Below are 24,938 nucleotides of genomic sequence, written 5' to 3'. Positions count from 1 at the left end.
ATTAAGACAACAACCCGGCGCCATGACCGCTAGATGAGCTTTCCGGAAGGAGTGGTGATTGCTTCTCGCGCCCCCGAATGGACCATGGCATGCCAGTTGGTTTTTGGCGGATGGTTCAGCGGGCACGCCAACTCATTTGATCGCGAGACGTCGACGTGCGATCGCGGCAAGGAATTTGGTTCCGTGCACGAGACCCTCATCGTTGAAGTCATAGTTCGGGTTGTGGAGCGGGGCCGACCCTTTTCCGTTACCGAGGAAGACGAAGCAGCCGGGAACCCGCGTCAGGAACCGTGCAAAATCCTCCGATCCGGTCATCGGCTTCGAGGCGACGGTGACATTGGATGAGCCGTAAAGCTCGGTCGCCACGGCCATGGCCTCGTCTGTCAGAGCGGGGTCGTTCATAAGCGGAACGAATTCCCGGGTGTAGTGGATAGCGGCTTCGACATTATAGGCGAGCGCGGTTCCTTGCGCGATGATCCGCATCTGCTTCTCGATGTTCTCGCTGATATCGCTTCGGAAGCTACGGGCATCGCCGAGGATGCGGGCAGTTCCCGGCAGGGCGTTCCTGGTGCCGTCGGTAATCAATTCCGTGACAGAAACGACGCCGATGTCAGCCGGGTCGATGCGGCGCGAGATGATAGTCTGGAGATTGGTGACCAGCGCGCAAGCGGCGACGAGGACCTCATTGCCCCAATGCGGTCGCGCGGCGTGGCCGCCGACGCCTTTCAACGTGATCTCGAAATTGTCCTCCGCGGACATGATCGCTTCGGGTCGGGTCTCGAAATGGCCTAAAGCATCTGGAAGGCTTGGGACCATTAAGTGGACTGATGGCGAACCCACAAGAGGAAGATAGTCCGCCGGAATTTTATCTTCCAACCGAACGCACGCCCCAAGCCGGCGTGACAATTCCGCATCACGGCAGCATGCAAGGGCACAGATATTACGTGATGCTACAGGCCTCGCCACGCGTCACCTGCTAGCGTCCAGCTTTGACAAAACCCTCTCTCTTAAGCGACAGCTGGAATATGCCTGCATGGTAAAACGCAGTGCCCCTCTTTTTCTCCTTCTCCTGACAAGTTGCGGGCACCCGAACGGCGTGATGACACCGGTTCCGCTCTCAGCTTCCGTCCCATCTGCCTCCAAGGTCGAGATGCTGGTTGCGACCACGCGCGAGCCCTCTGGCGACCCGGCCACACTCTTCAACGGAGAGCGAAGCTCAAAGCCGCATCTGACCCAGATCACGGTTTCAATTCCGCCAAAGCGCGAGACGGGCACGGTACAATGGCCAAAGCGTCTGCCGCCCAACCCGGCTACGGATTTCGCCGTGACGAATGTTGAACAGATGGACACCGTGGCGCAGGGGCAAGACTGGTTCAGGCAGCATGTCAACGGCGGACATGCGCTGGTGTTCATTCACGGCTTCAACAACACCTATGAGGACTCGGTTTTCCGGCTGGCGCAGATCGTGCACGACAGTAAGATGCAGGCAACGCCAGTCCTCTTCACATGGCCGTCGAGAGCCGAGATCACAGCCTACCAGTACGACAAGGAAAGCACGAATTATTCGCGCACCGGCCTGGAGCAGGCTCTGCGCACTTTGGCCGCCGACCCCAATGTCAAGGATATCACCATCATGGCTCACTCGATGGGAACCTGGCTTGCCATGGAATCGCTCCGACAAATGGGGATACGCGATGGCCACGTGAATTCGAAGGTTCACAACGTGATCCTCGCGTCTCCTGATATCGATATCCAGGTCTTCGCCAAGCAGTATGTGGAGATGGGCGAGCCCCGTCCGAAGTTCACGATCTTCGTGTCCCAGGATGACAAGGCCCTGGCGGTCTCGAGCTTCATTACGGGTCGGGTCTCGCGTCTTGGCGCGATTAACCCAGCCGAAGAGCCCTATCGCTCGAAGCTGGAAAAAGCTGGCATCACCGCGATCGATCTGACGGACGTAAAGACCGAGGATGGGCTTAATCACGGCAAGTTCGCCGAAAGCCCGGAGATCGTCCAACTCATCGGTGAGCGTCTTATGACCGGCCAGACGCTCACCGATTCGAAGGTCACGCTTGGCCAGGGCATCACAGCCGTGGTTGGAGGGACCGTCACGAATATCGGCACGGTTGCCGCGACCGCGGTTGCGGCTCCGGCCATGCTCGTCGAGCAGCCCCTCGCACCGCGAAGAAGACCACGGCCAGCCGGCGAAACACTCGGCGGTGATCTGAAGCCGCAACAACTGACGCAGTAGGAGATTGAGCATGAAGTGGTTTCTGTCTCTCATCGCCGGACTTCTTTTCGCCTTCAATACTTTCGCGCAGACGCCGACGGCCGCGGCCCCACCAGAGAAGATCAACGAACTCGTGCGCCTCCTGCAGGATCCAGACGTGCAGACCTGGCTCAATAGCCGAAAAGAGACCGGCGCATCTGGGGCGAAGCCTGCCGCATCGACGGGGACCTCGAATTTGGCCAACTGGGAAGCCGCCGCGCGGGCGCGCGTCAGCGAAATTCTGGCAGCGGTCCCTGCAATTCCGTCGGAGGTGGCAGCGGCCGCTTCCAGAACACGGCAGGATGCTAAAAGCAGGGGCTACGCACCCGTGTTCGTGATTTTCGGTGGGCTGGTCGCGCTCGGTCTTCTCGCCGAAGGACTATACCGCAGACTGGCTATGCCCCGCGAGACGCTGCTTGGCCGCCTGGCCCCCGTCGGCATTTTCGCCGGCGCCATGGCGATCGTATTCTTCGCGGTAGAATGGCCGCCTCTCGCCCGTGTCGCTTTGCTTGCCTACCTCTGCGCATTCATCCTGTTTCGTTTGGCGATCGCATTGCTATCCGTCGCCGATATCCGGGCGCCTTTGCGCGCGCGGTTGAGGATCCTCATCGGGATTGCGTGCTTCGCCGTTGCCACGGCCGCTATCGGAGAACCCCTTGGCGTCCCGCCGTCCGTCACCGCTGCAATCAGTTATTGCTTGTCGGTCGTCGGGTTACTTCTCGCGATCGAGGCCGTATGGGCCGCGTCGCAGCGACCTCGACCGTGGAAGGCGGCCCTGGCGGCCTTCCTCGTCGCGCTTTGGATAATCTGGTGTCTCGACATGAGAGGCCTTTTCTGGATCGGCATCTACGTGCTCGTGCTGCCGGCGATACTCAACGCGGTTGGACGCGCGGCAGCGTCGTTCACCAGTGATCCCGGCAGCCTGCGTGGTGTCTTGATCGTCCGGGGCGCACGCGCTGCGATTATCGCGCTTGCGGTCGGGTGGCTGGCGCTTGTTTGGCATCTCAATCCTGACGCATTGGGTCAGCGCGATCCGATCGTCGTCGCCTTGTTCTATGGCGGCCTGAAAAGCGTACTGATCCTGGTGGTTGCGGATCTTCTTTGGCAACTGGCCAAGGGCTGGATCGATCGAACGTTGCGGGGAGCGACCGACACCACGTCGCTTGCGCCGGCCGATGCCGCCCGACGTGCACGGTTCCGCACGCTTCTTCCGATCTTTCGCAATGCGTTGGCTGTCGTTGTGGCGGTCATGGCAGGGTTGATCGTGCTGGCGCAGATGGGCGTGCAGATCGGGCCGCTAATCGCGGGAGCCGGCATCTTCGGCGTGGCCATCGGTTTTGGCTCGCAGACGCTGGTCAAGGACGTGATCAGCGGTGTGTTCTACATGCTCGATGACGCCTTCCGCGTGGGGGAATACATCCAGGCGAAGGACTACAAGGGAACTGTAGAAGGCTTCAGTCTTCGTTCGGTTCGACTGCGCCATCACCGTGGGCCCGTCTTCACGGTGCCGTTCGGCGAACTGGGAGCCGTCGAGAACATGAGCCGTGACTGGGTCATCGACAAGTTCAGGATCACGGTCGGTTTCACCACGGATATAGACAAGGCGCGCAAGCTGACCAAAAAGGTCGGAGCCGAGCTGAAGGATGATGCCGAACTCGGAAAGCTCTTCATCGAGCCCTTGAAGATGAAGGGTGTCGAGGAGTTTGGCGACTATGGAATCGTCTTGAGTTTTGCCATGACGACGGTTCCAGGCATGCAGACCTACATCCGCCGCAAGGCCTACGCCAAGATCCGCGAGGCATTCCTGGCAAACGGGATCGCTTTCGCCCAACCGACGGTGCAGGTCGGGGGCGACGACAAGGATGGTGGCGCAGCCGCCGCTCAGGCAATTCGCGCGCAGCAGGCAAGCGCCGCTACGCCGATGAAATGAAGGTACATGAGGGACATGGGGCCTCGACACATCCAGGATTAAGACAGCAAGATGGAAGCATGGGCGGGCCAACACGGGGAAGCTTTTTGCGGCTTCGCCGTAGTGAAGAAACGAAGGCTTTTTCATTCGTAAAGGTAGCGTGGAAGCCACAGGGTCAAACCCGGCCAGAAATACATGATAACCATGCAAAGAATGACGATCAGCATATATGGCATCATCCCCGCGAAGATCTGGTTCAGGGTAACGTGAGGGGGCGCAACGCCCTTGAGGTAATAGGCCGACATCGCAACTGGCGGCGACAGGAACGCCGCCTGCAAATTGACGAAGACGAGCACGCCCCAAAGTATCGGATCGATGTCGAAGTGCCTGAGCATTGGCAGGAAGATCGGCACGAATATGATGATGATTTCGGTCCATTCGAGTGGCCAGCCGAGAATGAAGATGATCGCCTGCGACAGGATCATGAACTGCACGGGCGTCATATCAAGCGCCAGCACCCACTGCTCGATAAGCGCCTGGCCCCCAAGAATGGCGAACACGGCGGAAAAGAGTGCCGAGCCGACGAAAAGCCAGCAGACCATCGCCGTGGTCTTCGCGGTCAAAAACACCGCCTCTTTTGTACGTTTCCAATTCAGCGTCCGGGCCTGGAATGCCAACAGGAAGGCTCCGGCGGCACCAACGGCAGCGGACTCGGTGGCCGTCGTGATACCGAACAAAATGACGGCCAGCACGACGATGGTCAGTATCGCGAGCGGCATGACAGACGAAGCCAGTAGCTTTACCAGCTGAAGCCGCTCGGCACTCATATTCCTGTAGTAGCGCACGAGTACCGCCGCCACGATGACAGCAATGATCCCGAAGGTCAGGTAGAAACTGGTTGACGGCCCATTTGCCACCGCCGGACCGGCATCGACGGGGGGTGCGCCGAGTTCTTCCAGCCCTTCCGGCGCTTGCGTCTGCGTCGATGCCTGCGGGTGGATGACGACATACCACCAAACGAGAGCCAGGGTGAATGCCGCCAAAGACAACGGCACCAGCGCGGCACAGGCATTCTTTACCAGCTTCCAATAGGTGAGCCGTCCATCGTCCGTCTCGATCGCCATCGCCTTTGATGGTGAAACCAAAGCGCGGAGAAGCCCGACGAGCATGTTGGCCGAATAGAGCGCCTGAAAGCGCCTCATCCAGGAGGCCACGGGAACCCTCGTCTGGTCCTCGGGCAACGCAGGTGCAATCTTCGGATTGATCATCGCCCAGGCGAGAACGTAGACGAGATAGAGAAGCGCCAGGAAGAAGCCGGGAAACATCGTGGCTGCATAAAGCTTGACGACCGATTGTCCGGCAACGGCGGCGTAGACGATGATCATCACCGATGGCGGGATCAGAATCCCCAGCGTGCCGCCGGCAGTGATCACCCCGGAGGCAAGCTTGACGTCATAGCCGGCGCGCAGCATCGGGCTCATCGCGATGACGCCCATCAGCACCACGACAGCGCCCACAAGGCCGCTGGCGATGCCCCAGAAGGTGCAAATGATCAGCGTCGCCACGGCAAGAGAGGCAGGTACCCGCCGGAAAGAAAGCTGGATGCTGTAGAACATCTTGTCGACCAGCGCACCACGCTCCATCACGTAGCCCATCAGTACGAAGAGCGGGATTGAGACGAGCACGTCATTGGTCATCGCGCCATAGGTGCGCTGGACCATCAGGTCGAAGACGCGATTGTCGATCCAATGCTCGGCCGGATTGTAGAATGCATAAAAGCCGAAGAGCATGCCGAGCCCCATCAGCGTGAAGGCAGTCGGGAACCCCATCACGATGACGACCACGATGAGAACGAGCATCGTCAGTCCAAGAAACGGATCGCTCACGTCTCGATGTCTCCACCACGGGCCCGTTGCCGAGCCGCCCTGTCGATATCCTGAGCACGCCCAATCGCAGCCTCGCGCGTCTGCGCATCTATGTGTTCGCTATGGGCAAGCTGCTCGCCGACGACGTCGATCTCTTCCACATCCTTGTGCCGGGCGGGCCATTCGCCGGTTCCCAAGCAGACGATGCAGCGCGCGATCTCGGCCAGCCCCTGAAGCATGACGAGCCCGCCCGCAATCGGAATGACGCTCTTGAAGTAATAGATCGGCGGGCCTTCGGCCGTCACCGTCGAATGCTCGCCGATCCGCCAGGATAGCGCCGCATAGTCATAACCGGCATAGATGAGCGCGGCGACGCCCGGCAGGAAGAACAGGACATAAAGAATGAGATCGAGCACGGCCTGTATGCGAGGCCGCAGCGAACTGTAGAGAAAGTCGCCGCGAACATGAGCGTTTTGTGCCAGCGCATAAGCTCCGGCCAACATGAATAGGGTGCCGTACAACATGTTGGTAGCGTCGAATATCCACGCCGTCGGCATGTTCATGATGTAGCGCTTGAAGACTTCGATGCACACGAGCGTCATCAGCGCGATGATCAGCCAGGCCATGGCTTTACCGACCCATATGCTGATCGAATCGACCCTGATGAGAAACTGCTGAACGCGCACGGCTGCCCCCCGAGATAGCCGACCATCTTCCTCAGAAGACATCATCGCCGACCAGCGATGATGTCATAGGTCCTTCGCGACTCCATCGCGGCCGAAGTAATGATCGAAGGCTATCCGGCGGTTGACGAGGGTATCCTGTTCCCAACGAGTTGCCCGTTCTGCGAAGGCGATCTGGGACTCGATGACCTCCTTGAACAGCGGGTTTTCCGCCGCCTTCTTCTTCACGACCTCATCGTAGATTTCCAGTTGCCTTTTGAGGATCGCCTCCGGCGTCTTGTAGAACTTAACCTTGTCGACCGTCTGCATCTCCACGTAGTCTTTGGAATAGCGGTCGATCGCCTTCCAGTGCATGTCCTGTGAAGCTGCCTCCGCGCCGTTGGAGACGATCGCCTTCATCTGGTCGGGCAAAGCATCGTATTTCGTCTTGTTGAACAGCACCTCGAACTGCTCGGCATTCTGGTGAAAGCTTTGCAGCATGCAGATCTTGGAGACGTCGGGGAAACCGAGCGCCCGGTCGGAGGACGCATTGTTGAATTCGGCCGCGTCCAGCAGCCCGCGGTCCAATGCCGCGACGATCTCGCCACCCGGCAGCGCGTTGACCGCAGCACCGAGACCGGTGAAGACATCAATGGAAATGCCGACGGTGCGGAATTTCAGTCCCTGAAGATCCTCGATCTTTGCCACCGGCTTCTTGAACCAGCCGAGCGGTTGTGTCGGCATCGGGCCATAGAGGAACGAAACGACATTAGCCCCGATCGATTGATAGAGCTTTTCGAGGATCTGCTTGCCACCACCATATTTATGCCAGGAGAGCAGCATGTTGGCATCCATCGCAAAGCCCGGTCCGGAACCCCACAGCGCCAGCGCCGCTTGCTTGCCATAGTGGTAGGAAACGACGCTATGCCCGCCGTCGAGCGTTCCTTGCGAGACAGCGTCAAGCAGGCCGAAGGCAGGCACCACGGCACCGGCTGGCAGCACTTCAATTTTGAGATCGCCGCCAGTCATGTCAGTGATCTTTTTTGCGAAATCAAGCGCGAACTCGTGAAAGATGTCCTTGGATGGCCAGGTGCTTTGCCAGCGCATGTTGACGGGCCCCTGCGCCGAAACGACGCTCGGTGCCGCGACGATCGCGCCGGCGGCCATAACTGCGCCGCTCAGGAATTTGCGACGGGAAGTCTTTGCCCTGACTTGGGTTTTCGATCTCATTTTTTCCTCCCGAACGCACAGGCCGCAAAGCCCTATGCAGTTTCTCCCATAACCTGCGCATAAGCTTTTATTTTAGCACCCAATAATACTCCTGCGTAAGCTTGAAACAAAGGTCGCCTTTCGCCCCGACATCTCGTGATTGCCTGACGGTTGCCGGGGCGGTCGCTCGTTGAGGTCAGTCCGTCATCAAGGAGCTGCACGAAAATCACTTGCGTCCCGGTATCGCATCGGGACATTTTGGCAAACGTCCTCCACCAGGAGGAACTTTGAGGCATTCTGAAGCATTCTTGATCATCTCCAGGGGAGGACGTCATGAGGTGCTGGCGACATGCTGCTGTGACCGTGCTTTTGTGGGCGGTGACCGGAGCCGCATATGCCGATGAAGCTCCTTTCCTCCAGTCGCTTGCCGGCGATTGGACGGGCGGAGGCATGATGAAGCGCACGATCGCCTCGTCGCCGATCAACCTCAGTTGCAATTTCAAAACGCAGGCGACTGGCGAGGCGCTCTCGATGAAGGGGACGTGTCGCGGGATGATCGTTATCACAAAACCGGTGTCGGCCAACATCAAGGTCAGCGGCGCACAATATGCCGGCAGCTACATCGGTCCGTCAGGAGGCGTGTCCGGCCTTCAGGGAAGCCGCCGCGGCGATGCCATCAATCTCGCGGTGCGCTGGTCAAAGGTGATAAATGGTGACCGCAGCGCCAACATGACGATCCAGCGCGTCGATGCCAACGCGATACGGATTCGTACGGTTGACAGGGATCCGGCCTCCGGCCAGCCGGTGGTGACCAGCGAGATCAACCTTAAGCGTGACTAGGCAGCCTCGCCTCGACACAACCTCTCGTCCAGGCAGCAGAGCAAACCTATATAGATCGCAAAATGCCGGCGATTTCCGCAGGCTGAACCGGAGACATGTATGAGCCGCGATCCATACGAGCTTCTCGGCGTGAAGAAGGACGCCACACAGAAAGACGTCCAAAGCGCATTTCGTAAGCTCGCCAAGAAACTTCACCCCGATCTCAACCCTGGCGACAAGAAGGCTGAAGAGCGATTTAAGGAAATTTCCGCTGCCTACGAGCTTTTGAGCGACGAGGAAAAGCGCGGCCGCTTCGACCGCGGCGAGATCGACATGAGCGGCGCCGAGCAGCCCCAACGCCACTACTATCGCGACTATGCGTCTGCCGCCGACGCCGGCAATCCCTACCACAACAGCGCGGGCTTTGCCGATTTTGGCGACAACGACGACATCTTTTCGAGCTTCTTTTCGCGACGGGCACGGGGAGGCGAATTTCGCGCACACGGCCAGGACCGCCACTACTCGATGGAGGTGGATTTCCTCGACGCCATCAACGGCACGAAGACGCAGATCCGCTTGCCCGATGGGCCGGCGCTCGATCTGCAGATCCCACCGGGAACGCGTGACGGCCAAACACTCAGGCTTCGCGGCAAAGGCGAGCCCGGCATCGGCGGCGGTCGATCCGGAGACGCACTTGTCGAAATTCGCGTGCGTGCGCATCGCTTCTATGTTCGTGATGGCGACGACATTCGCTTCGACCTGCCGATTACGCTGCGCGAGGCCGTGCTCGGCGGCAAGGTGCGTGCGCCAACACCATCCGGTCCTGTCAACCTCACATTGCCGCCGCACTCGAACACCGGGAAGGTTCTGCGCCTGAGGGGCAAGGGCGTTGCAACGAAAGGCCGCAGTGCTGGAGATATCTACATCTCGCTGAAAATCGTGCTGCCGGACGCGCCCGATCAGCAACTGAGCGAGTTCATGACCGGCTGGACGGCGGGCAAACAGCAGGATCCGAGAAAGGGCATGGGAGAATAGCCATGGATGATCTTGAATTCCGCCGTTTTCTGAAGATCGACGTGAGGGTGCTTGAGGTCTGGGTCGAACAGGGCTGGCTATTGCCGCAGACGCGTGACGGCGCTCGTGATTTTCGCGACACGGATGTGGCCCGAGCGCAGCTGATCCTCGACCTGACGCGGAACATGGGCGTCAACGATGCCGGCGTGGACCTCATCATGGATTTGATCGATCAGATTCACGGGCTGCGTGGAACGCTTCGGGAAATGCTCGCCGCCATGGAAGAGCAGGACGAGGAGGTGAAGCGCAGGCTGCGCGGCAAGCTCGATGAACTGTCCGGCATCCACGGGCTTTAGCCAATGGCTGCCAAGCATCATCGCAGCGACCTGATTGCCTGATGGAGACGAACATGACCGAGGAACGGCAGAACCCTGACCACCATCCAATCGACTGGCGCGAGCATGGCGTAAAGGTCATCCCGGGCAATTCGCTCGACCCCAATACCGCGCAGACACCGGGCATGAACCGCGCAACGGCGATCAACCATGCACGCGCCGGGGCCGAGAAGATATGGGCCGGTACGGTGACCATCCACGCGAATGCAAAGACTGGCGCCCATCACCATGGCGATCTCGAAAGCATCATCTATGTGGTGAAGGGGAAGGCGCGCATGCGCTGGGGCGACCATCTGGAATTTACGGCGGAAGCAGGCCCCGGGGATTTCATCTATGTACCGCCCTACGTCCCACATCAGGAAATAAATGCCAGCCGCGACAAGACGCTGGAATGCGTCGTCATACGATCCGGCCAGGAGCCGGTGGTCGTCAATCTCGATATCGAACCGGTCGAACAGCCGGAAGACGTTGCATGGATCGACCCGATCCATCGATCATGAGCGCCCCCTAGGCCGAGCCCTTGAGAATGGCCGCAAAGCTCGGATCGAAGGCGCGGCTGATCGGGTCGGCGGCTGCGCCAAGGGCGACGGCCCAGGGATCGGTCATTCCAAGCTGAAAGCGGGGGATGACCCGGTCTTTGCGATCGGCGATCGATGGTGGCAAAGGGTGCATCGCCTCGACAAGACGTCGCGCCAGGGCTTCCGGCGCCCCACCGCACAGTATCACGGTCTGGGGATCAAAGATCGATTCGATGAGATGCACGCTCCAGCGCAGGTCCATCACCGCCTCCTCGATCCAGCTCTTAATTCTCGCATCATCCTTCAGCGCCAGTTCATTCACCATCTGATAGACGCCTGGATCTGCCGGATTGATCGCCAGATGCTGGTAGAGCGAGGCAAGTGAGGCGCGATGTTCAAGCGGCGTCGGGCTGCCAGTTGCCGAAAGCAGGGCCATGCCGATTTCGCCGGCATTGCCATTGGCACCACTGTAAAGTTCCCCACCGAGGATCAGACCGGCACCAATACCGTAACCGAGATAGAGGCAGACGGCGTGGTCAAGCCCATGGGCAGCACCGACCATGCGCTCTGCCGTGGCACATGCGGCCGCGTCGTTTTGCAGGCGAACGCCTAGCCCCGTGCCTGCCGCGAGCGTTTCCTGCAGGGGAAACGTCTGCCATGCGGCCATCATCCAGGGATCGTCACCGGCAATCTCGATTCCGAACGGGCCAGGCATTGCAACACCCAGTCCAACGAGCCGACGCTCCGATTGAGCGACAAGCCCCGCAAGATCGCGGCGAACCGTCTCGATCAGCTCTAGAATAACGGCTGCACCGCGTGACGGCCCGTCGGCTGGAAGGTTCGCCTCGGCCCGGGTCAGCACGTTGCCGACAAGATCGACGGCAATCGCCCGGGTTACGTGACGGTCGATCTGCAAACCGATCGCAAACGCCCCTTGCGGCACCAGCCGGTAGGGTGTCGATGGCTGCCCCCTGCCCTTGCGAACAGCCTCTTGGGCGGTGACCAGGCCTTCCTGCTCGAGTTCGTCGATGATGTTCGACACGGTCTGTTTGGTGAGCTTCGTGGCGCGCGCCAGGTCTGCTCGCGAAAGCGCTCCATTCATTCTAAGGGCGTCCACCATTACCCGCCTGTTATGGGCGCTGGTGCCTTCGTGGTTGGTGCCGCTCTTTGCCCGTATCGGGCGGGTGTCGTTCATTCCGAATTCCCTCTTGACAGCAGTAGAATATTGAAGAAGAAATAAGTCAAGACAATTGACTTAATGAGGAACCAAAGAGTTCCGGGGAACGAAGAGAGCCGCAGACACGGCCCTGACGACGCTCTTAGACTGGCAGCTGGCCCACCGGCGCCTTTTCGACAACTGATGGCGGCGACAGCCGCCTTTAGAAAACGGGTGAATGTCAAAAAACTGGAGGCTGGAATGTTGAAATCCCTAAACAAGACGCTGCTTGGCACGGCATTGATCGGTGTATTTCTTGCGCCGCACGCCTTTGCCGAGACCACGATCAACGCGCTGTTCATGGCGCAAGCGGCCTATAGCGAAGCCGACGTCCGCGCCATGACGGATGGCTTCTCAAAGGCGAACCCGGACGTCAAGGTCAATCTGGAATTCGTTCCCTACGAAGGCTTGCATGACAAGACGGTCCTGGCGCAGGGTTCCGGCGGCGGCTATGACGTCGTCCTCTTCGACGTCATCTGGCCGGCCGAATACGCAACCAACAAGGTCCTGGTCGACGTCTCCTCACGCATTACCGATGACATGAGGAAGGGCGTCCTGCCTGGCGCATGGACAACGGTCCAATACGACGGCAAATATTACGGCATGCCGTGGATCCTGGACACCAAGTATCTGTTCTACAACAAGGAAATCCTTGAGAAAGCCGGCATCAAGGCCCCGCCAAAGACCTGGGACGAGCTGAGCGAGCAGGCAAAGACGATCAAGGACAAGGGCCTTCTTGCAACACCGATCGCCTGGAGCTGGTCGCAGGCGGAAGCTGCCATCTGCGACTACACGACACTCGTCAGCGCCTACAAGGGCGATTTTTTGAAGGACGGTAAGCCCGCCTTCCAGAATGGCGGTGGTCTCGACGCACTGAACTACATGGTATCCAGCTACAAATCCGGCCTGACCAACCCGAACTCCAAGGAATTCCTGGAGGAAGACGTGCGCAAGGTCTTCGAAAACGGCGATGCCGCTTTTGCGCTGAACTGGACCTACATGTACAACATGGCAAACGATCCGAAGGACAGCAAGGTCGCAGGCAAGGTCGGAGTCGTACCGGCTCCCGGCGTGGCAGGCAAGAGCGAGGCGTCGGCCGTCAATGGCTCGATGGGCCTTGGCATCACGACCGCCAGCAAGCATCCGGAAGAGGCATGGAAATACATCGCCTTCATGACCTCGCAGGCGACGCAGAATGAGTACGCCAAGCTCAGCCTGCCGATCTGGGCCTCCTCCTATGAGGACCCGGCCGTGACCAAGGGCCAGGAGGAACTGATTGCTGCAGCCAAGGTCGGCCTCGCCGCGATGTATCCTCGCCCGACGACGCCGAAGTATCAGGAACTTTCGACGGCTTTGCAGCAGGCGATCCAGGAATCCCTGCTCGGCCAGGCCTCGCCGGAAGATGCTCTGAAGTCAGCTGCCGACAATAGCGGCCTCTAGGCGATAGAGCCGGCCAGGCGGCGTCTGCCCCTGGCCCCACTTCGACAATCCGATGAACTGAGAGGGCGCCTCATGTCCGGCACCTGGATGACGGTCCGCGCGTGGCTTTTGATGTTGCCGCTGCTTGTCGTGATGATTGCAGTCATCGGGTGGCCGCTGGTCGATACCGTCGGCCTGTCCTTCACCGACGCCAAGCTTGTCGGTACCGCCGGCAATCTCGTCGGCATCGACAACTACGTGAAGATGGTCTCCGGTTCGAATTTTCAGCGAACCTTGATCACCACCACCTGGTTCGCGATCATTTCGGTCGCCGCCGAAATGGTCATTGGCGTGTTTGCCGCACTTCTCCTCAACCAGGATTTTCGTGGTCGCGCTGTCTTGCGTGCGTTGATGATCCTCCCCTGGGCGCTGCCAACAGTGGTGAACGCCACGCTTTGGCGGCTGATCTACAATCCCGAATACGGCGCGCTCAACGCAGCGCTGACGCAAATCGGCCTGATCGACGCCTATCGCTCGTGGCTCGGTGAACCGGGGACAGCGCTTGCCGCTCTGATCGTTGCCGATTGCTGGAAGAACTTCCCTCTGGTGGCGCTCATCGCTCTTGCTGCCCTGCAAGCGGTACCCCGTGACGTCACTGCCGCCTCGTTGGTCGACGGCGCCGGTCCCTTCGCCCGCTTTCGCTTCGTCATCCTGCCCTATCTCGCCGGCCCGCTGATGGTGGCCCTCGTATTGCGCACCATCGAGGCCTTCAAGGTGTTCGACATCATCTGGGTCATGACCCGTGGCGGCCCTGCCAACAGCACGAGGACGCTGTCGATCCTGGTCTATCAGGAAGCGTTTTCCTTCCAGCGCGCCGGTTCCGGCGCCTCCCTGGCGTTGATCGTCACAATGCTGGTGACGCTGCTTGCCGTCGCCTATGCCGCTTTGGTGCGCAAGAGCGCGGGGAGTGCTGCCTGATGGAACGCAAGAACCCGATCTTTTCAATCTTCATTTATGCTTGCGCCTTGCTGCTTGCCGCCGTCATTCTGGCACCCATTCTATGGCTCTTCGTCATGAGCATCTCACCGGCGGCCGATCTTGCCGCCAAGCCGCTGCGCTGGTGGCCACAGTCAGCTGATTTTTCACGCTACGCCAGCCTGCTTTCAACCGTCGAAAACAGTGCAGGCGCCGCCTTCACCTCGTCACTCAGGAACAGCATCGAGGTTGCCGGCATGGCGACGATTGCCGCCATCGCGCTGGCCATTCCGGCCGGTTGGGCGGTGTCGCGGACCCCTTCGGTCGGCTGGTCGCTGTCACTGGTCATTGCCACCTATATGCTGCCGCCGGTAGCACTTGCCGTGCCGCTCTACATGGGCCTGGCCTATCTCGGCATGCTGAACAACGTTTTCGGCCTCGCCCTCGTCTACCTGACGATTCTTGCGCCCTTCACGACATGGCTGATGAAATCCGGCTTCGACTCCATCCCGAGGGAAATCGAAGCCGCGGCAACGATCGACGGCGCGGGCCTGCTCCAGACCTGGAAAATCATCACCCTGCCGCTCGCCATGCCGGTCGTCGCAACCTCGGCGCTGTTTGCCTTCCTGCTCGGCTGGGATGAATTCTTCTATGCGCTGCTCTTCACCTCCGATCAGCGCGCCAAGACACTCACGGTTGCCATTGCCGACCTGGCCGGTGGCCGTGTCTCCGATTATGGATTGATCGCAACCGCCGGTGTGCTTGCCGCCCTGCCCCCGGTGCTGGTCGGTCTCGTCATGCAACGAGCCCTGATTTCAGGGCTGACAAGTGGCGGCGTCAAGGGATGACAAGCACGATGGAAACCACACGACCAGCCGGCCTGATTGCCATCGACCGGGAAATGGCGCGCCAGCATGCCGACGCCCTGGCGTCTTACGACGGCGCAAGGAAGACCGCTCAGGCGATTGCGGCATCGCTGAAGAAGAATGGTCGCCTCCTCCTTCTCGGCATGGGCGGATCTCATGCCATCGGTCGCGCGGTCGAACCGCTTTACCGCGCCCGCGGCATCGATGCGATCGCACTGCCTCTTTCCGAGCAACTGGGACAACCGCTCTCACTCGAGGGAAGGTCCGTCCTCGTTACGTCGCAATCCGGCGAAAGCGCCGAGGTCGTCCGCTGGTTCAATGAGACCGGTGGCAGCTTTGACACGTTCGGACTGACGCTGGAGACAGGATCGTTTCTGGCGCGCACGGCCACTTCATTGATAGGATCGGGCGGCGCCGAGCAGGCATTTGCCGCCACCCGCAGCCTCACCGTCTCCTTTGCCCTGCATCTGGCCGTGCTAGGAGCCCTTGGCGAGGATCCTTCAGCCGCGCTTACCGCTCTTAGCTTCCCCGAAACGCCAGGCATCGACGCAGCTCTTGCCGCTCTGGACGGCGTGGCGACCGTCGTTACCTCAGGCAGACGCCTGCAAGGCTTAGCCGAGGCACTAGCACTTGGCCTGACGGAACTCTCCCGTCGCCCTTGCTTTTCGCTGGAGGGCGGCCAGTTGCGACATGGACCGATGGAGATGCTTAGCCCCTCAATTGGTGTCGTTCTATTCCGCGGGGCGGACAGCACGGCAGGCCTGGTCACCGCCATGGCCGTATCGGCCGTCGAAACCGGTGCTCCGGTCGTCATCTTCGATGCATCGGGCGAAAAGCCTGTGGCCGGTGCGGTTACCATCGGCTTCAAGCCGGCCTCGGATCTTGCCGCAATCTTCGCAATGCTGCCGGTGGCGCAGCGCTTCATGATTGCCTTTGCCGACGCGCGGGTCGAAAACGCCGGGACACCTGTGCGCTCGACAAAGATTACCCGGAGCGAATGATGCGTCCGCTTGCCGTCGTCGGAAACGTCAATGTCGACCTCATTCTCGGTCCCGCGGCGCCCTGGCCGAAGGCTGGCACCGAGATCATCGTCGATCATGACGAACTGCGCGTGGGTGGAGCTGCCGGCAACAGCGCGCTTGCCTGGAATGGCCTCGGCGTCGCCTTCGAGATTGCAGCCAATGTCGGCAACGACCAGTTCGGCCGGTGGCTGAGCGAGGCTTTCGGCGCGCGTGCCGCGAGCTGGCCGGTACGCCCGGAGCAAACGACGCTGTCCGTCGGCATTACCCATCCGGACGGAGAGCGTACCTTCTTTACAACCCGCGGGCATCTGCCGCGCTTCAGCCTGGGCGATGTCTTGGCCGTTCTCGACGGCGCGAAGCTGTCAGGCGGCTATGTGTTGCTCTGCGGCTCGTTCCTGACAGATGATCTGACACGCGAATACGATGCTTTCTTCGACTGGGCGGACCAGCACGAAATTGCGGTTGCGCTCGATACAGGCTGGCCGCTCGAGGGCTGGACGACCGAAAATTGCGACGCCACGCGACGCTGGCTGTCTCGCTGCGCAATCGCACTTCTCAATGAGGTGGAATCCACCACGCTTGCCTGCCTCGAGGACCCTGCCGAGGCAGCAGTTAAGATCCGATCGCACATGCCCGATGGCGCAATCGTCGTTGTCAAACGCGGCCCGCACGGGGCGCTTGCGATCGGCGCTGACGGTCAATGCATCCAGGCTGTGGCCCCCTCCGTCAAGGTTGTCGACACGATCGGCGCCGGCGACGTCTTCAATGCCGGCTTTCTTGCTGCCTTGGCAAAGGAAAAGCCGCTCGCCACCTGCCTGAAGGCCGGCACCGAAGTCGCCTCGCGGGCCATTTCCACCCTTCCGCGCAGCTACGGATCATCAGCACCCAAGGAACCGGCTCAATGAGTGCGCTTGAAATCGTCAATATCCGCAAGACATACGGCGACGTTGAAACGTTGAAGGGCATCGACATCGCACTCGAAAGCGGCGAATTTCTCGTGCTCCTCGGCTCGTCCGGCTGCGGAAAGTCGACCTTGCTCAACATCATCGCTGGACTGGCCGAGGCAACAAGCGGCGATGTTCTAATCGGCGGGCGCTCCGTCCTTGGCGTGCACCCGAAGGATCGCGACATCGCCATGGTCTTCCAGTCCTATGCGCTCTATCCCAACCTGACGGTCCACCGCAATATCGGTTTTGGCCTGGAGATGCGCAAGGTTCCGGCCGCCGAGCGCGACCGGGCTGTACGCGACGCGGCCAAACTGCTGCAGATCGAAAGTCTGCTCGGGCGCAAACCGGGCCAGCTGTCGGGCGGCCAGCGCCAGCGCGTTGCAATCGGTCGCGCACTTGTGCGCAAACCGCAGATCTTCCTCTTCGACGAACCGCTTTCCAATCTCGATGCGAAGCTGCGCATGGAGATGCGCACCGAACTTAAGCGGCTGCATCAGATGCTGAAAACCACGGTCGTCTACGTCACGCATGATCAGATCGAGGCGATGACGCTTGCCACCCGTATCGCGGTCATGCGCGACGGGCGCATCGAACAGCTTGGCACGCCGTCCGAGATTTACGACAGGCCCGCAACCCTTTATGTCGCCACCTTCGTCGGTGCGCCGGCAATGAACCTTTTGAACGCGACGGCGCGCGGAAGTGAAGTTCGGATTGATGGCAGCGACACCGTGCTGCCGCTGTCAGATGAACTTGAAACCCAACCAGAGGACGGGCAGAAACTGATCGTGGGCATACGACCGGAAGCACTTCGCCTTGGCGCATCCGGGCTTGCGATTGCGGCGAAGTGCGAGGTTGCCGAATTGACCGGCCCTGAGCTTGTCGTCAGCGCCCTCGCCGGCATGCAACGGATCACGGCCTGCCTGCCGCCGCGCACGGTTTTGGAGAATGGCCAGCCATTGACGCTTTCTTTCGACCGGGAAGCAATTCACCTCTTTGATGCAGAGAGCGGATTGCGCTTATAGAGAGCGCCACGTCTAATCGATTGCCAACGGCATGCAGTTACCAACTCATCTTTGCAAGCACTTTCACCACCCCGGAACCTCTTAGACTGGTAACGAATTGCGCCGTGGCCGTCCCGCTAAGTAAAGCTTGATGGGCGCATAGAGAGCGGTCACTTTGATAGGATCTGAACAGTAAAGCCCGCGATCTCATTTTGGCAGAACGAAATTGAATCGCGAAACCTTCATGCTAATCGCCACCAGATGGCATGCAATGCAAGAAGGTACGAGCGGGCGCACTGGATAGGGAACGGGTTATGTGCGTCAAGTTCAGCAAATTGGGCGGTCATGCGGCTTGGCGCATAGCGAGCTTTTTGTGCTCTCGTAGATCGTCCATGTTGATGTATCGATTGGCCTCCATCCAGTTTTCGTGGGTTTCAACTGCGAGGGCTCTGACGAGGCGCAAGCAGCTCTCTGCATTTGGAAAGATGCGCACCACGTAGGTCCTGCGGCGGATTTCCTCGTTGAGGCGTTCAAGCATATTGGTCGATTTCAAGTGCTTGTGATGCTGGCGTGGCAATCGGAAGAAGGTCAGCGTCTGTTCGATTGTCTCCTCGACCCAGCTGGTCAAGCGCGGATAGCGTGCCGACCACTTGGCGAGCCAGGCGGAGAGATCGGTCTTGGCTTCGTCGAGGTCGCGCCGGTCGTAGAGCCACCGCAGCTCCTGCAGGCAGTCGTCGCCATGCTTTCGTGGCAGGTGATCGAGGGCGTTGCGCAGAAAGTGCACGTAACAGCGCTGCCAGGCGGCCTCGGGAAGCGTCTCCGCGATCGCCGCCACGAGGCCGGCGTGATCGTCCGAGACCACCAGTTCCACACCCCGTAGACCGCGGCCCTTCAACTTGACGAGGAAGTCCTTCCACGCCGAGCGGCTCTCCCGGGCCGCCATTTCGACAGCCAGAATCTGCCGCCGTCCGTCCCAATCGATGCCAACGGCAACCAGCACTGCCTGGCTCATCACCACGCCAGCCTCACGGACCTTCTCATAGCGGGCATCGAGGATCAGGTAGGCAAAGGGCTCAAGAAGCGGGCGTTCCGCAAACGCCTTCAGGCTTTCGTCCAATCGCTTGTTGATCGCCGAGATTGAAGATGCCGAGAAAGCATGGCCGCAGAGTTCTTCAGTGATCGCCTTGACCTTTCTGGTCGACACCCCCTGCACATACATCTCTGCCAAGGTCGCCACCAGGGCTCGCTCGGAACGTTGATAACGTTCAAACAGTTCGGTGGAAAAGTGTCCCGAGCGATCTTGCGGAACACGCAGTTCAAGCTTGCCAACGCGGGTGATCAACGTTCGGCCATAGTGGCCTGAGCGGTATCCGAGCCGGTCCGGTGTGCGCTCGCTTTTGCCAGCTCCAAGCGCCTCGTCCATCTCCGCTTCCAGAACTTCCTGCATCACGGCGCGGATCACTTCACGCAAGCCGTCAGGGTTCGATAGCAAAATCTCTTTCACTGCAGCACTGGCTGTCTTACCATCGGTCTTGGTCATGGTGGCGTTCCCTCCGGGGAATAGGTGACGTTGAACATCACCAGTCTGCCATGGCCGCCTTCTTTAGGAAATTTGCAGAACCTTCAGCACTCTACCTAGGGAACGGAAGACGCCGCTTCGAAACAGCTGTTGCCAGGGCCGCGCCGTCTCCCAGCCCGGCGCAGGCGGGTTGTTGCGCGCATCGGCCCCGCCGACGGCTGCAAGCGCCCATTCGGTCTCCTGCGCCACCGTGGCCTCCAACAGGGGCAACCGCTTAGGGCGTCGTTCCGCCCGCCCCTAGCCGGAACGACCCCTTATAGCGAGATCAGGCGGCCTTTCGAGCAGCGACGAAGCGCTTCATGGCATCGAAGGAGAAGGCGGCGATCGGCAAGCTCGTTCCACCCTCCAGTGCCAGATCGGCGAGAATTTCGCCGACGACGCTTGCAAACTTGAAGCCATGCCCGGAGCACGGCGAGGCGACGACCACATTCGGGTTGCCGGGCGCAAGGTCGAGCAGGAAATCTTCGCTCGGCAGCATCGTGTAGCGGCATGTCAGCGCGTTGACGCGCAGCCCACCAGCCGCCGGCACGCGCCTGGCGATAAAGCCGTCGAGCAGTGCCGTGTCCGCATCATTGACCGGCGGATTGGGCTTGCTGGGATCGATCGGCTCGCGGAAGTGCGCGTGCCGGCCGACCTTCACGCCATCGACCCCGATCGCCGGGAAACCGAAGTAGGAACCTTCTTCCCCCTCGTCCCTCAGGAAGCACGGCATGCGCTGCGGTTCGGTCGAAAATCCGTCGCGCGGCTGATACCAGGCAACGACCTGGCGGATCGGGACAGCATGCTCTTTCAATTGCGGAACCAGCTCGCCAATCCAGGAGCCAGTCGCGACCACGACTTTCCTGGCACGATACTGACCAACCGCAGTGCGGATCGTCACACCATTGTTACCCGGCTCAATAGCGTTGACCCGCTCGCCGAAATGAAGGACCGCACCGTCCTCGGCGGCCAGTTTGAGATAACCCATGACGGCAGCTTCGGGTCTGAGATAGCCGCCCTGGGGATCAAGGACAGCGATGTCGTCACCGCCCAGCTGAAAGGCAGGAAACCGACGTGCCATGTCGGTCCTGTCGAGCACTTGGTGCGCCAATCCGTGCATCTCGCAGGATGCGCGCGTTCCCGCAACAATCTTGCTGTCTTCGGCGCCAATCTGGAGGACGCCGGTGATCGTCAATATGTTTGCGCGAAGCCTGGCCTCCAAAGCGCGCCAGTTGCAATAGGCGCGCTGCAAAAGCGGTACATAGGAAGGATCCTCGAAGTAGCCGAGACGAATGAGGCGGCTGTCTCCATGCGAGGAACTGAGCGCATGGGCCGGAAAATAGGCATCGATGCCGATCGTCCTGGCGCCGCGCGCCGAAAGATAGGAGAGTGCCGCACTGCCCATGGCGCCAAGGCCAATGACGGCAACGTCAAATTCAGCTGTCATGTCTCATACTCACATCAGTTCCGGCGGCAATTCGCGACGGATGAAGGTGCGAACCGCCTCCATGTCGCCGGCAAGAGGGCGATCGTCATCATAGTGCGCAACGACATCGCGTACGGCGCGGTGGATTGCGTCCGTCCCCTTGGCGCGGCCAGCCGTTGGTGCAAGGAAGTCGTGCGCCTGGGCTGCGGCCATCAGCTCGATTGCGAGAATATATTCGGCGTTGTCGATCACCGACAAAAGCTTGTTTGCCGCGGCCGTCGGATGGGCAAGAAAGTCCTCCTGCAGGCCGGAGGTAAGACCGCCATCGGTGGAGGCTGGTGCAGCCAGCCTGCGGTTCTCGTTGCTGAGCGCCGCTGCGGTGTATTGCGCGATCATGAAGCCCGAATTGCTGCCGGCGTCGCTCGCCAGAAACGGCGGCAGTCCGCTGACCAAAGGATTGACCAGCCGGTCCATGCGGCGCTCGCTCATGGCCGATATCTGCGCAAGGGCGACGGCCAGGCTGTCTGAGGCTTGCGCAAGGGCCGGCGCCACGGCGTGAGCCTGCGACGAGACCAGCGGGTTTTCGGGCGTGCCGGAGACCGCCGGGTTGTCGGTCACCGAGGCAAGTTCGCGATCGACAGCGTCAGAGGCATTGTCAAAGACGTCGCGAGCCGCCCCATGGGCATGCGGCACCGAACGCAGGCTCAAAGCATCCTGTGTGCGCTTTCCGAGCGCAGTCGCGATCAGGCCGCTACCAGCCAGGCGCCGCCTCAAAGACGCGCCGACGTCGGCAATACCGCGCGACGGACGCAGTGCCAAGACGGCTTGATCGAAAGCCGCCATTTGGCATCCTGCCGCCTCCAGCGTCAGGGCAGCGATCGCATCAGCCCAGTCAAGCAGGTGGTTGGCTCGTGCCAATGCGACGCTAGCCAGACCCGTTGCACAGGCTGTACCATTGACAAGGCTCAACCCCTCCTTCGCGCCGAGCACGAGCGGCAAAAGCCCGATCGCACTTAGCGCCTCGCGACCACTCATGCGCTTGCCAGCCACCGACGCGGTTCCCTCGCCGATGAGGACGAGCGCGGTGTGGGCATTGTGCGTGAGGTAGCCGGCTGAGCCTTTTGATGGGACATCCGGCACGCAGTCCCGTTGCAGAAATGTCGTGAGATGGCGGACAATGTCCGCGCGCACGCCGGAATGGCCGTGGGCAAAATTGGCGATTTGCGCCGCGATGATCGCTCGCACCTCGCGCGCCGCCAACAGCTCGCCGACCCCACAGGCATGGCTCAGGATGATGTTGCGCGACAATCGGCTCTGCGAGGGGCGATCGACGACCGTATCCGAAAGCGCGCCGACGCCGGTATTGATGCCGTAGGCGCGCACGCCAGTTTCGACGATCCGTTCGACGATACGGCTGGCATTGTCGATGCGCCCCCATGCCTCATCAGAAAGTGCGAGCGCCTCCCCGGCTGCCACGCGCACCACCTCACGCCAGCCGATCCGGGTGGCAATGATGACCGTCATTGCCCGCTTCCGAAATGGCCGATGAACTGGCGGAAGGCAGGCGAGGCGCCGCCACCGAACATCTCATCCGGCGCGCCGCTGCTCTCGACCAGGCCTTCCTTCATGAAAACGACCCGGTTGGAGACGTTGCGGGCAAAGCTCATCTCGTGCGTGACCACCAGCATGGTCATCCCCTCCTCGGCAAGCGCACGCATGACACGCAACACCTCGCCGACGAGTTCGGGGTCGAGCGCGGAAGTCGGCTCGTCGAAAAGCATGACCTTCGGCTTCATCGCAAGGGCGCGGGCGATGGCGGCACGCTGCTGTTGGCCACCCGACAAGTGTGCCGGGTAGGCATGTCGCTTGTCGGCTATGCCGACCTTTTCCAAAAGCACCTCGGCCTCGGCGATGCATTCGGCGCGCGGACGCTTGAGGACATGAACGGGTCCCTCGACCACGTTCTGCAGGATCGTCATGTGCGACCAGAGATTGAAGGACTGGAAGACCATGCCGAGTTCCGAGCGGATGTGGTCGACCTGCTTCTGGCTCGCAGGCCGGCTCATCGCGCCCTTGTGGATCATACGGATCTGTTCTCCATCCACCCAGATCTCGCCGTCTGTTGCCGTCTCCAAGAGGTTGATACAACGAAGAAAGGTGGATTTTCCGGAGCCGGAGGCACCGAGCAGGGAGATGACGTCGCCATCTTCGGCATCGAGCGAGATACCACGCAGGACCTCATGCGTGCCGAAGCTCTTGCGGATGTTGCGGACGGAAAGTCGGGTAACGCCTGGCATGAAAACTCCAATCGTGTCCGTTCAGCTCTTAGGCTTTCAGCGCCGGCGGGATCGCACGGCGGTGTCGCGAGAGCGAATATTCGAGCAGGGACATCGCCTGCAGAATGATGAAGTTGAGAACGAGGTAGATGATGGCCGCACAGAGAAACACTTCCATCGTGCGGTAGGTTTGCGAGATCAGCCGCTGCGCCACGCCGGTCACCTCCCATACGGTGACCAGGCTTGCGAGCGCGGTTGACTTCATCATCAGGACGATCTCGGTGGAATAGGCCGGAAGCGCGTGACGGAAGGCGATTGGCGCCAGGATGCGACGCACGAGCAGCGCACCGGACATGCCGATCGAACGAGCAGCCTCGATCTCGCGTGGTGAGACGGCGCGAATGCCACCGCGGAAAATTTCCGCCGAGTAGCCGGCGGTGCACAGCGCCAGCGAAAGCACTGCGCAAACGAACGGCTCGCGCAGGAACGGCCAGAGGAAGGAATAGCGGATGAAGCCGAACTGACCAAGGCCGTAAAAGACGAGGAACATCTGGATCAGCAGCGGCGAGCCGCGAAAGACGAAAATGTATCCCTTGGCGATCGCCGACAGCACGGGGTTTCCGCCGACGCGCATCCAGACGATCAGCAGCGCCAGAAGGCCACCAAAGAAGACGGAAAGAGAAAACAGCGCCAAGGTCATCGGGACGGCCTTGAGCAGGGTCGTCATCGTTTGAGCGAGAAAAGCGAAATCCATCGTTGCTACCTCACGCCTTTCCCATGGCCGCGGTCGGCATGCTGCGATTGGCGCGCCGCTCGGCGCCGTTGAAGACCCGGTCAGAGAGGCTTGTCAGGATCAGATACAGGATGCCGCCGACGATGAAGAACAGAAAATACTGTCGTGTGGAACCGGCAGCGACCTGACTGGTGCGCATCAGCTCCGCCAGACCCGTCACCGAAATCAGCGCTGAATCCTTGAGGCTGAGTTGCCAGACATTGCCGAGACCGGGGATCGCGAAACGCAGCACCTGGGGAATAATGATCCGGCGAAACCGGAGACCACGATGCATGCCGATCGCCGATGCCGCCTCCAATTCACCCTTGGAAATGGCAAGGTAGGCTCCGCGGAAAACTTCTGCCTGATAGGCCCCGGAAATGATACCCACAGCCAGCGCACCGGCGAGAAACGAGGGCATGCCGAGGAACCCCTCATAGCCCATTGCCTTGCCGATCGAGGTGACGGCGGACGAGCCTCCGAAATAGATGAGGTAGATGATCAGCAGCTCCGGCACACCGCGAAAGACGGTCGTGTAGACGTTGCCAAGTGCAACGAGCGACGCCTTGCCCGAGAGCTTGGCTGCAGAGATGATCGCTCCAAGCACGGCGCCGATCGCAAGCGCACTTGCGGTCACGCAAAGCGTCATCAGGGCGGCGAGCAAAAGCAGCGCGCCCCATCCGCTCGAGCCGAATCCAATCAGTTCCAGTGTTGCCATATCACGTTCCCCGCGCCCGCCGCTGTCTCGGCGGTGTCAGAATAGCATGCGGTCCCCGGCATTGAAGCCGGAGACCGGACGTCCG

22 protein-coding genes and 2 pseudogenes are annotated in these 24,938 nt (G+C 60.6%); 13 read left to right on the top strand and 11 right to left on the bottom strand.

The features are described from left to right. Nucleotides 1-132 precede the first annotated feature (132 nt). Nucleotides 133-813, bottom strand: a pseudogene (locus NBG89_RS23930) (M20/M25/M40 family metallo-hydrolase); the annotation flags it as partial. Between the two features lie 220 nt (nucleotides 814-1,033). On the opposite strand from NBG89_RS23930, the gene NBG89_RS23925 reads away from it, so the two are divergent. Then, the gene (locus NBG89_RS23925; protein WP_431322826.1) at nucleotides 1,034-2,248 is read left to right on the top strand and encodes an alpha/beta hydrolase; all 1,215 of its coding nucleotides are present in this window, start codon (nucleotides 1,034-1,036) and stop codon (nucleotides 2,246-2,248) included. A gap of 10 nt (nucleotides 2,249-2,258) precedes the next feature. After that, nucleotides 2,259-4,196 carry a mechanosensitive ion channel family protein gene (locus NBG89_RS23920; protein WP_431322825.1) on the top strand — a complete coding sequence of 646 codons (1,938 nt, stop codon included), beginning with the start codon at nucleotides 2,259-2,261 and terminating at the stop codon, nucleotides 4,194-4,196. Nucleotides 4,197-4,318: 122 nt separating this feature from the next. Here NBG89_RS23920 and NBG89_RS23915 read toward each other — a convergent pair whose 3' ends face one another. From NBG89_RS23915 to NBG89_RS23905, 3 genes are read right to left on the bottom strand one after another with little or no spacing between them, the layout of a single operon-like run. Next, on the bottom strand, nucleotides 4,319-6,061 hold the full coding sequence (locus NBG89_RS23915; protein WP_431322824.1) for a TRAP transporter large permease: 1,743 nt from the start codon (nucleotides 6,059-6,061) through the stop codon (nucleotides 4,319-4,321). Beyond that, nucleotides 6,058-6,768 carry a TRAP transporter small permease subunit gene (locus NBG89_RS23910; protein ID WP_431324534.1) on the bottom strand — a complete coding sequence of 237 codons (711 nt, stop codon included), beginning with the start codon at nucleotides 6,766-6,768 and terminating at the stop codon, nucleotides 6,058-6,060. The genes NBG89_RS23915 and NBG89_RS23910 overlap by 4 nt, the downstream gene beginning before the upstream one ends. A gap of 21 nt (nucleotides 6,769-6,789) precedes the next feature. Continuing rightward, nucleotides 6,790-7,932, bottom strand: coding sequence for a TRAP transporter substrate-binding protein (locus NBG89_RS23905; RefSeq protein WP_431322823.1), 1,143 nt, complete (start codon nucleotides 7,930-7,932; stop codon nucleotides 6,790-6,792). 312 nt (nucleotides 7,933-8,244) lie between these two features. Between NBG89_RS23905 and NBG89_RS23900 the strand changes: the two genes are divergently transcribed. The 4 genes from NBG89_RS23900 (at nucleotide 8,245) to NBG89_RS23885 (ending at nucleotide 10,639) form a co-directional block, all read left to right on the top strand. Next, complete coding sequence (locus NBG89_RS23900) at nucleotides 8,245-8,751, top strand: hypothetical protein (protein ID WP_431322822.1); 507 nt, start codon at nucleotides 8,245-8,247, stop codon at nucleotides 8,749-8,751. 99 nt (nucleotides 8,752-8,850) lie between these two features. Further along, nucleotides 8,851-9,765, top strand: a complete 915-nt coding sequence (locus tag NBG89_RS23895; RefSeq protein WP_431322821.1) for a DnaJ C-terminal domain-containing protein — start codon at nucleotides 8,851-8,853, stop codon at nucleotides 9,763-9,765. A 2-nt stretch (nucleotides 9,766-9,767) separates the two neighbouring features. Next, on the top strand, nucleotides 9,768-10,100 hold the full coding sequence (locus NBG89_RS23890; RefSeq protein WP_431322820.1) for a chaperone modulator CbpM: 333 nt from the start codon (nucleotides 9,768-9,770) through the stop codon (nucleotides 10,098-10,100). Nucleotides 10,101-10,153: 53 nt separating this feature from the next. After that, nucleotides 10,154-10,639 (top strand): cupin domain-containing protein, encoded by a 486-nt coding sequence (locus tag NBG89_RS23885; protein ID WP_431322819.1) that lies wholly within the window; start codon nucleotides 10,154-10,156, stop codon nucleotides 10,637-10,639. Nucleotides 10,640-10,646: 7 nt separating this feature from the next. Here NBG89_RS23885 and NBG89_RS23880 read toward each other — a convergent pair whose 3' ends face one another. Continuing rightward, nucleotides 10,647-11,852 (bottom strand): ROK family protein, encoded by a 1,206-nt coding sequence (locus tag NBG89_RS23880; RefSeq protein WP_431322818.1) that lies wholly within the window; start codon nucleotides 11,850-11,852, stop codon nucleotides 10,647-10,649. A 222-nt stretch (nucleotides 11,853-12,074) separates the two neighbouring features. Here NBG89_RS23880 and NBG89_RS23875 point away from each other — a divergent pair, with 222 nt between their 5' ends. From NBG89_RS23875 to NBG89_RS23850, 6 genes are all read left to right on the top strand, one after another. Further along, nucleotides 12,075-13,313 carry an extracellular solute-binding protein gene (locus tag NBG89_RS23875; RefSeq protein WP_431322817.1) on the top strand — a complete coding sequence of 413 codons (1,239 nt, stop codon included), beginning with the start codon at nucleotides 12,075-12,077 and terminating at the stop codon, nucleotides 13,311-13,313. A gap of 72 nt (nucleotides 13,314-13,385) precedes the next feature. After that, on the top strand, nucleotides 13,386-14,270 hold the full coding sequence (locus NBG89_RS23870; protein WP_431322816.1) for a carbohydrate ABC transporter permease: 885 nt from the start codon (nucleotides 13,386-13,388) through the stop codon (nucleotides 14,268-14,270). After that, nucleotides 14,270-15,115: a carbohydrate ABC transporter permease gene (locus tag NBG89_RS23865; RefSeq protein ID WP_431322815.1), complete on the top strand. Its 846-nt coding sequence runs from the start codon at nucleotides 14,270-14,272 to the stop codon at nucleotides 15,113-15,115. Before NBG89_RS23870 ends, NBG89_RS23865 begins: the two co-directional genes overlap by 1 nt. Next, a complete protein-coding gene (locus tag NBG89_RS23860) occupies nucleotides 15,112-16,134 on the top strand; it encodes an SIS domain-containing protein (protein WP_431322814.1) in 1,023 nt (340 codons plus the stop codon). The genes NBG89_RS23865 and NBG89_RS23860 overlap by 4 nt, the downstream gene beginning before the upstream one ends. Further along, nucleotides 16,134-17,060 carry a PfkB family carbohydrate kinase gene (locus NBG89_RS23855; protein WP_431324533.1) on the top strand — a complete coding sequence of 309 codons (927 nt, stop codon included), beginning with the start codon at nucleotides 16,134-16,136 and terminating at the stop codon, nucleotides 17,058-17,060. Before NBG89_RS23860 ends, NBG89_RS23855 begins: the two co-directional genes overlap by 1 nt. Continuing rightward, a complete protein-coding gene (locus NBG89_RS23850; protein WP_431322813.1) occupies nucleotides 17,057-18,124 on the top strand; it encodes an ABC transporter ATP-binding protein in 1,068 nt (355 codons plus the stop codon). Before NBG89_RS23855 ends, NBG89_RS23850 begins: the two co-directional genes overlap by 4 nt. Nucleotides 18,125-18,446: 322 nt before the next feature. Here the strand turns inward: NBG89_RS23850 and NBG89_RS23845 are convergent, their stop codons facing one another. Further along, nucleotides 18,447-19,643, bottom strand: a complete 1,197-nt coding sequence (locus NBG89_RS23845; protein ID WP_431321730.1) for an IS256 family transposase — start codon at nucleotides 19,641-19,643, stop codon at nucleotides 18,447-18,449. Nucleotides 19,644-19,799: 156 nt separating this feature from the next. Here NBG89_RS23845 and NBG89_RS23840 point away from each other — a divergent pair. Beyond that, nucleotides 19,800-19,880 (top strand): annotated as a pseudogene (locus NBG89_RS23840) (prevent-host-death protein); the annotation flags it as partial. 67 nt (nucleotides 19,881-19,947) lie between these two features. On the opposite strand, the gene solA reads toward NBG89_RS23840, so the two are convergent. From solA to NBG89_RS23815, 5 genes are read right to left on the bottom strand one after another with little or no spacing between them, the layout of a single operon-like run. After that, nucleotides 19,948-21,108, bottom strand: coding sequence for an N-methyl-L-tryptophan oxidase (gene solA / locus NBG89_RS23835; RefSeq protein ID WP_431322812.1), 1,161 nt, complete (start codon nucleotides 21,106-21,108; stop codon nucleotides 19,948-19,950). A 9-nt stretch (nucleotides 21,109-21,117) separates the two neighbouring features. Continuing rightward, on the bottom strand, nucleotides 21,118-22,611 hold the full coding sequence (locus NBG89_RS23830) for an HAL/PAL/TAL family ammonia-lyase (protein WP_431322811.1): 1,494 nt from the start codon (nucleotides 22,609-22,611) through the stop codon (nucleotides 21,118-21,120). Further along, the gene (locus tag NBG89_RS23825; protein ID WP_431322810.1) at nucleotides 22,608-23,384 is read right to left on the bottom strand and encodes an ABC transporter ATP-binding protein; all 777 of its coding nucleotides are present in this window, start codon (nucleotides 23,382-23,384) and stop codon (nucleotides 22,608-22,610) included. Before NBG89_RS23825 ends, NBG89_RS23830 begins: the two co-directional genes overlap by 4 nt. A 28-nt stretch (nucleotides 23,385-23,412) precedes the next feature. Continuing rightward, nucleotides 23,413-24,117: an ABC transporter permease gene (locus NBG89_RS23820; protein WP_007795665.1), complete on the bottom strand. Its 705-nt coding sequence runs from the start codon at nucleotides 24,115-24,117 to the stop codon at nucleotides 23,413-23,415. Between the two features lie 10 nt (nucleotides 24,118-24,127). Then, complete coding sequence (locus NBG89_RS23815) at nucleotides 24,128-24,853, bottom strand: ABC transporter permease (protein ID WP_431322809.1); 726 nt, start codon at nucleotides 24,851-24,853, stop codon at nucleotides 24,128-24,130. Nucleotides 24,854-24,938 lie beyond the last annotated feature (85 nt).

The organism is Rhizobium sp. YTU87027, from assembly GCF_050644135.1.
Lineage (GTDB): Bacteria > Pseudomonadota > Alphaproteobacteria > Rhizobiales > Rhizobiaceae > Rhizobium.
Note: the sequence above shows the minus strand (reverse complement) of the source record. Positions and strands in the feature narration are given on the sequence as shown.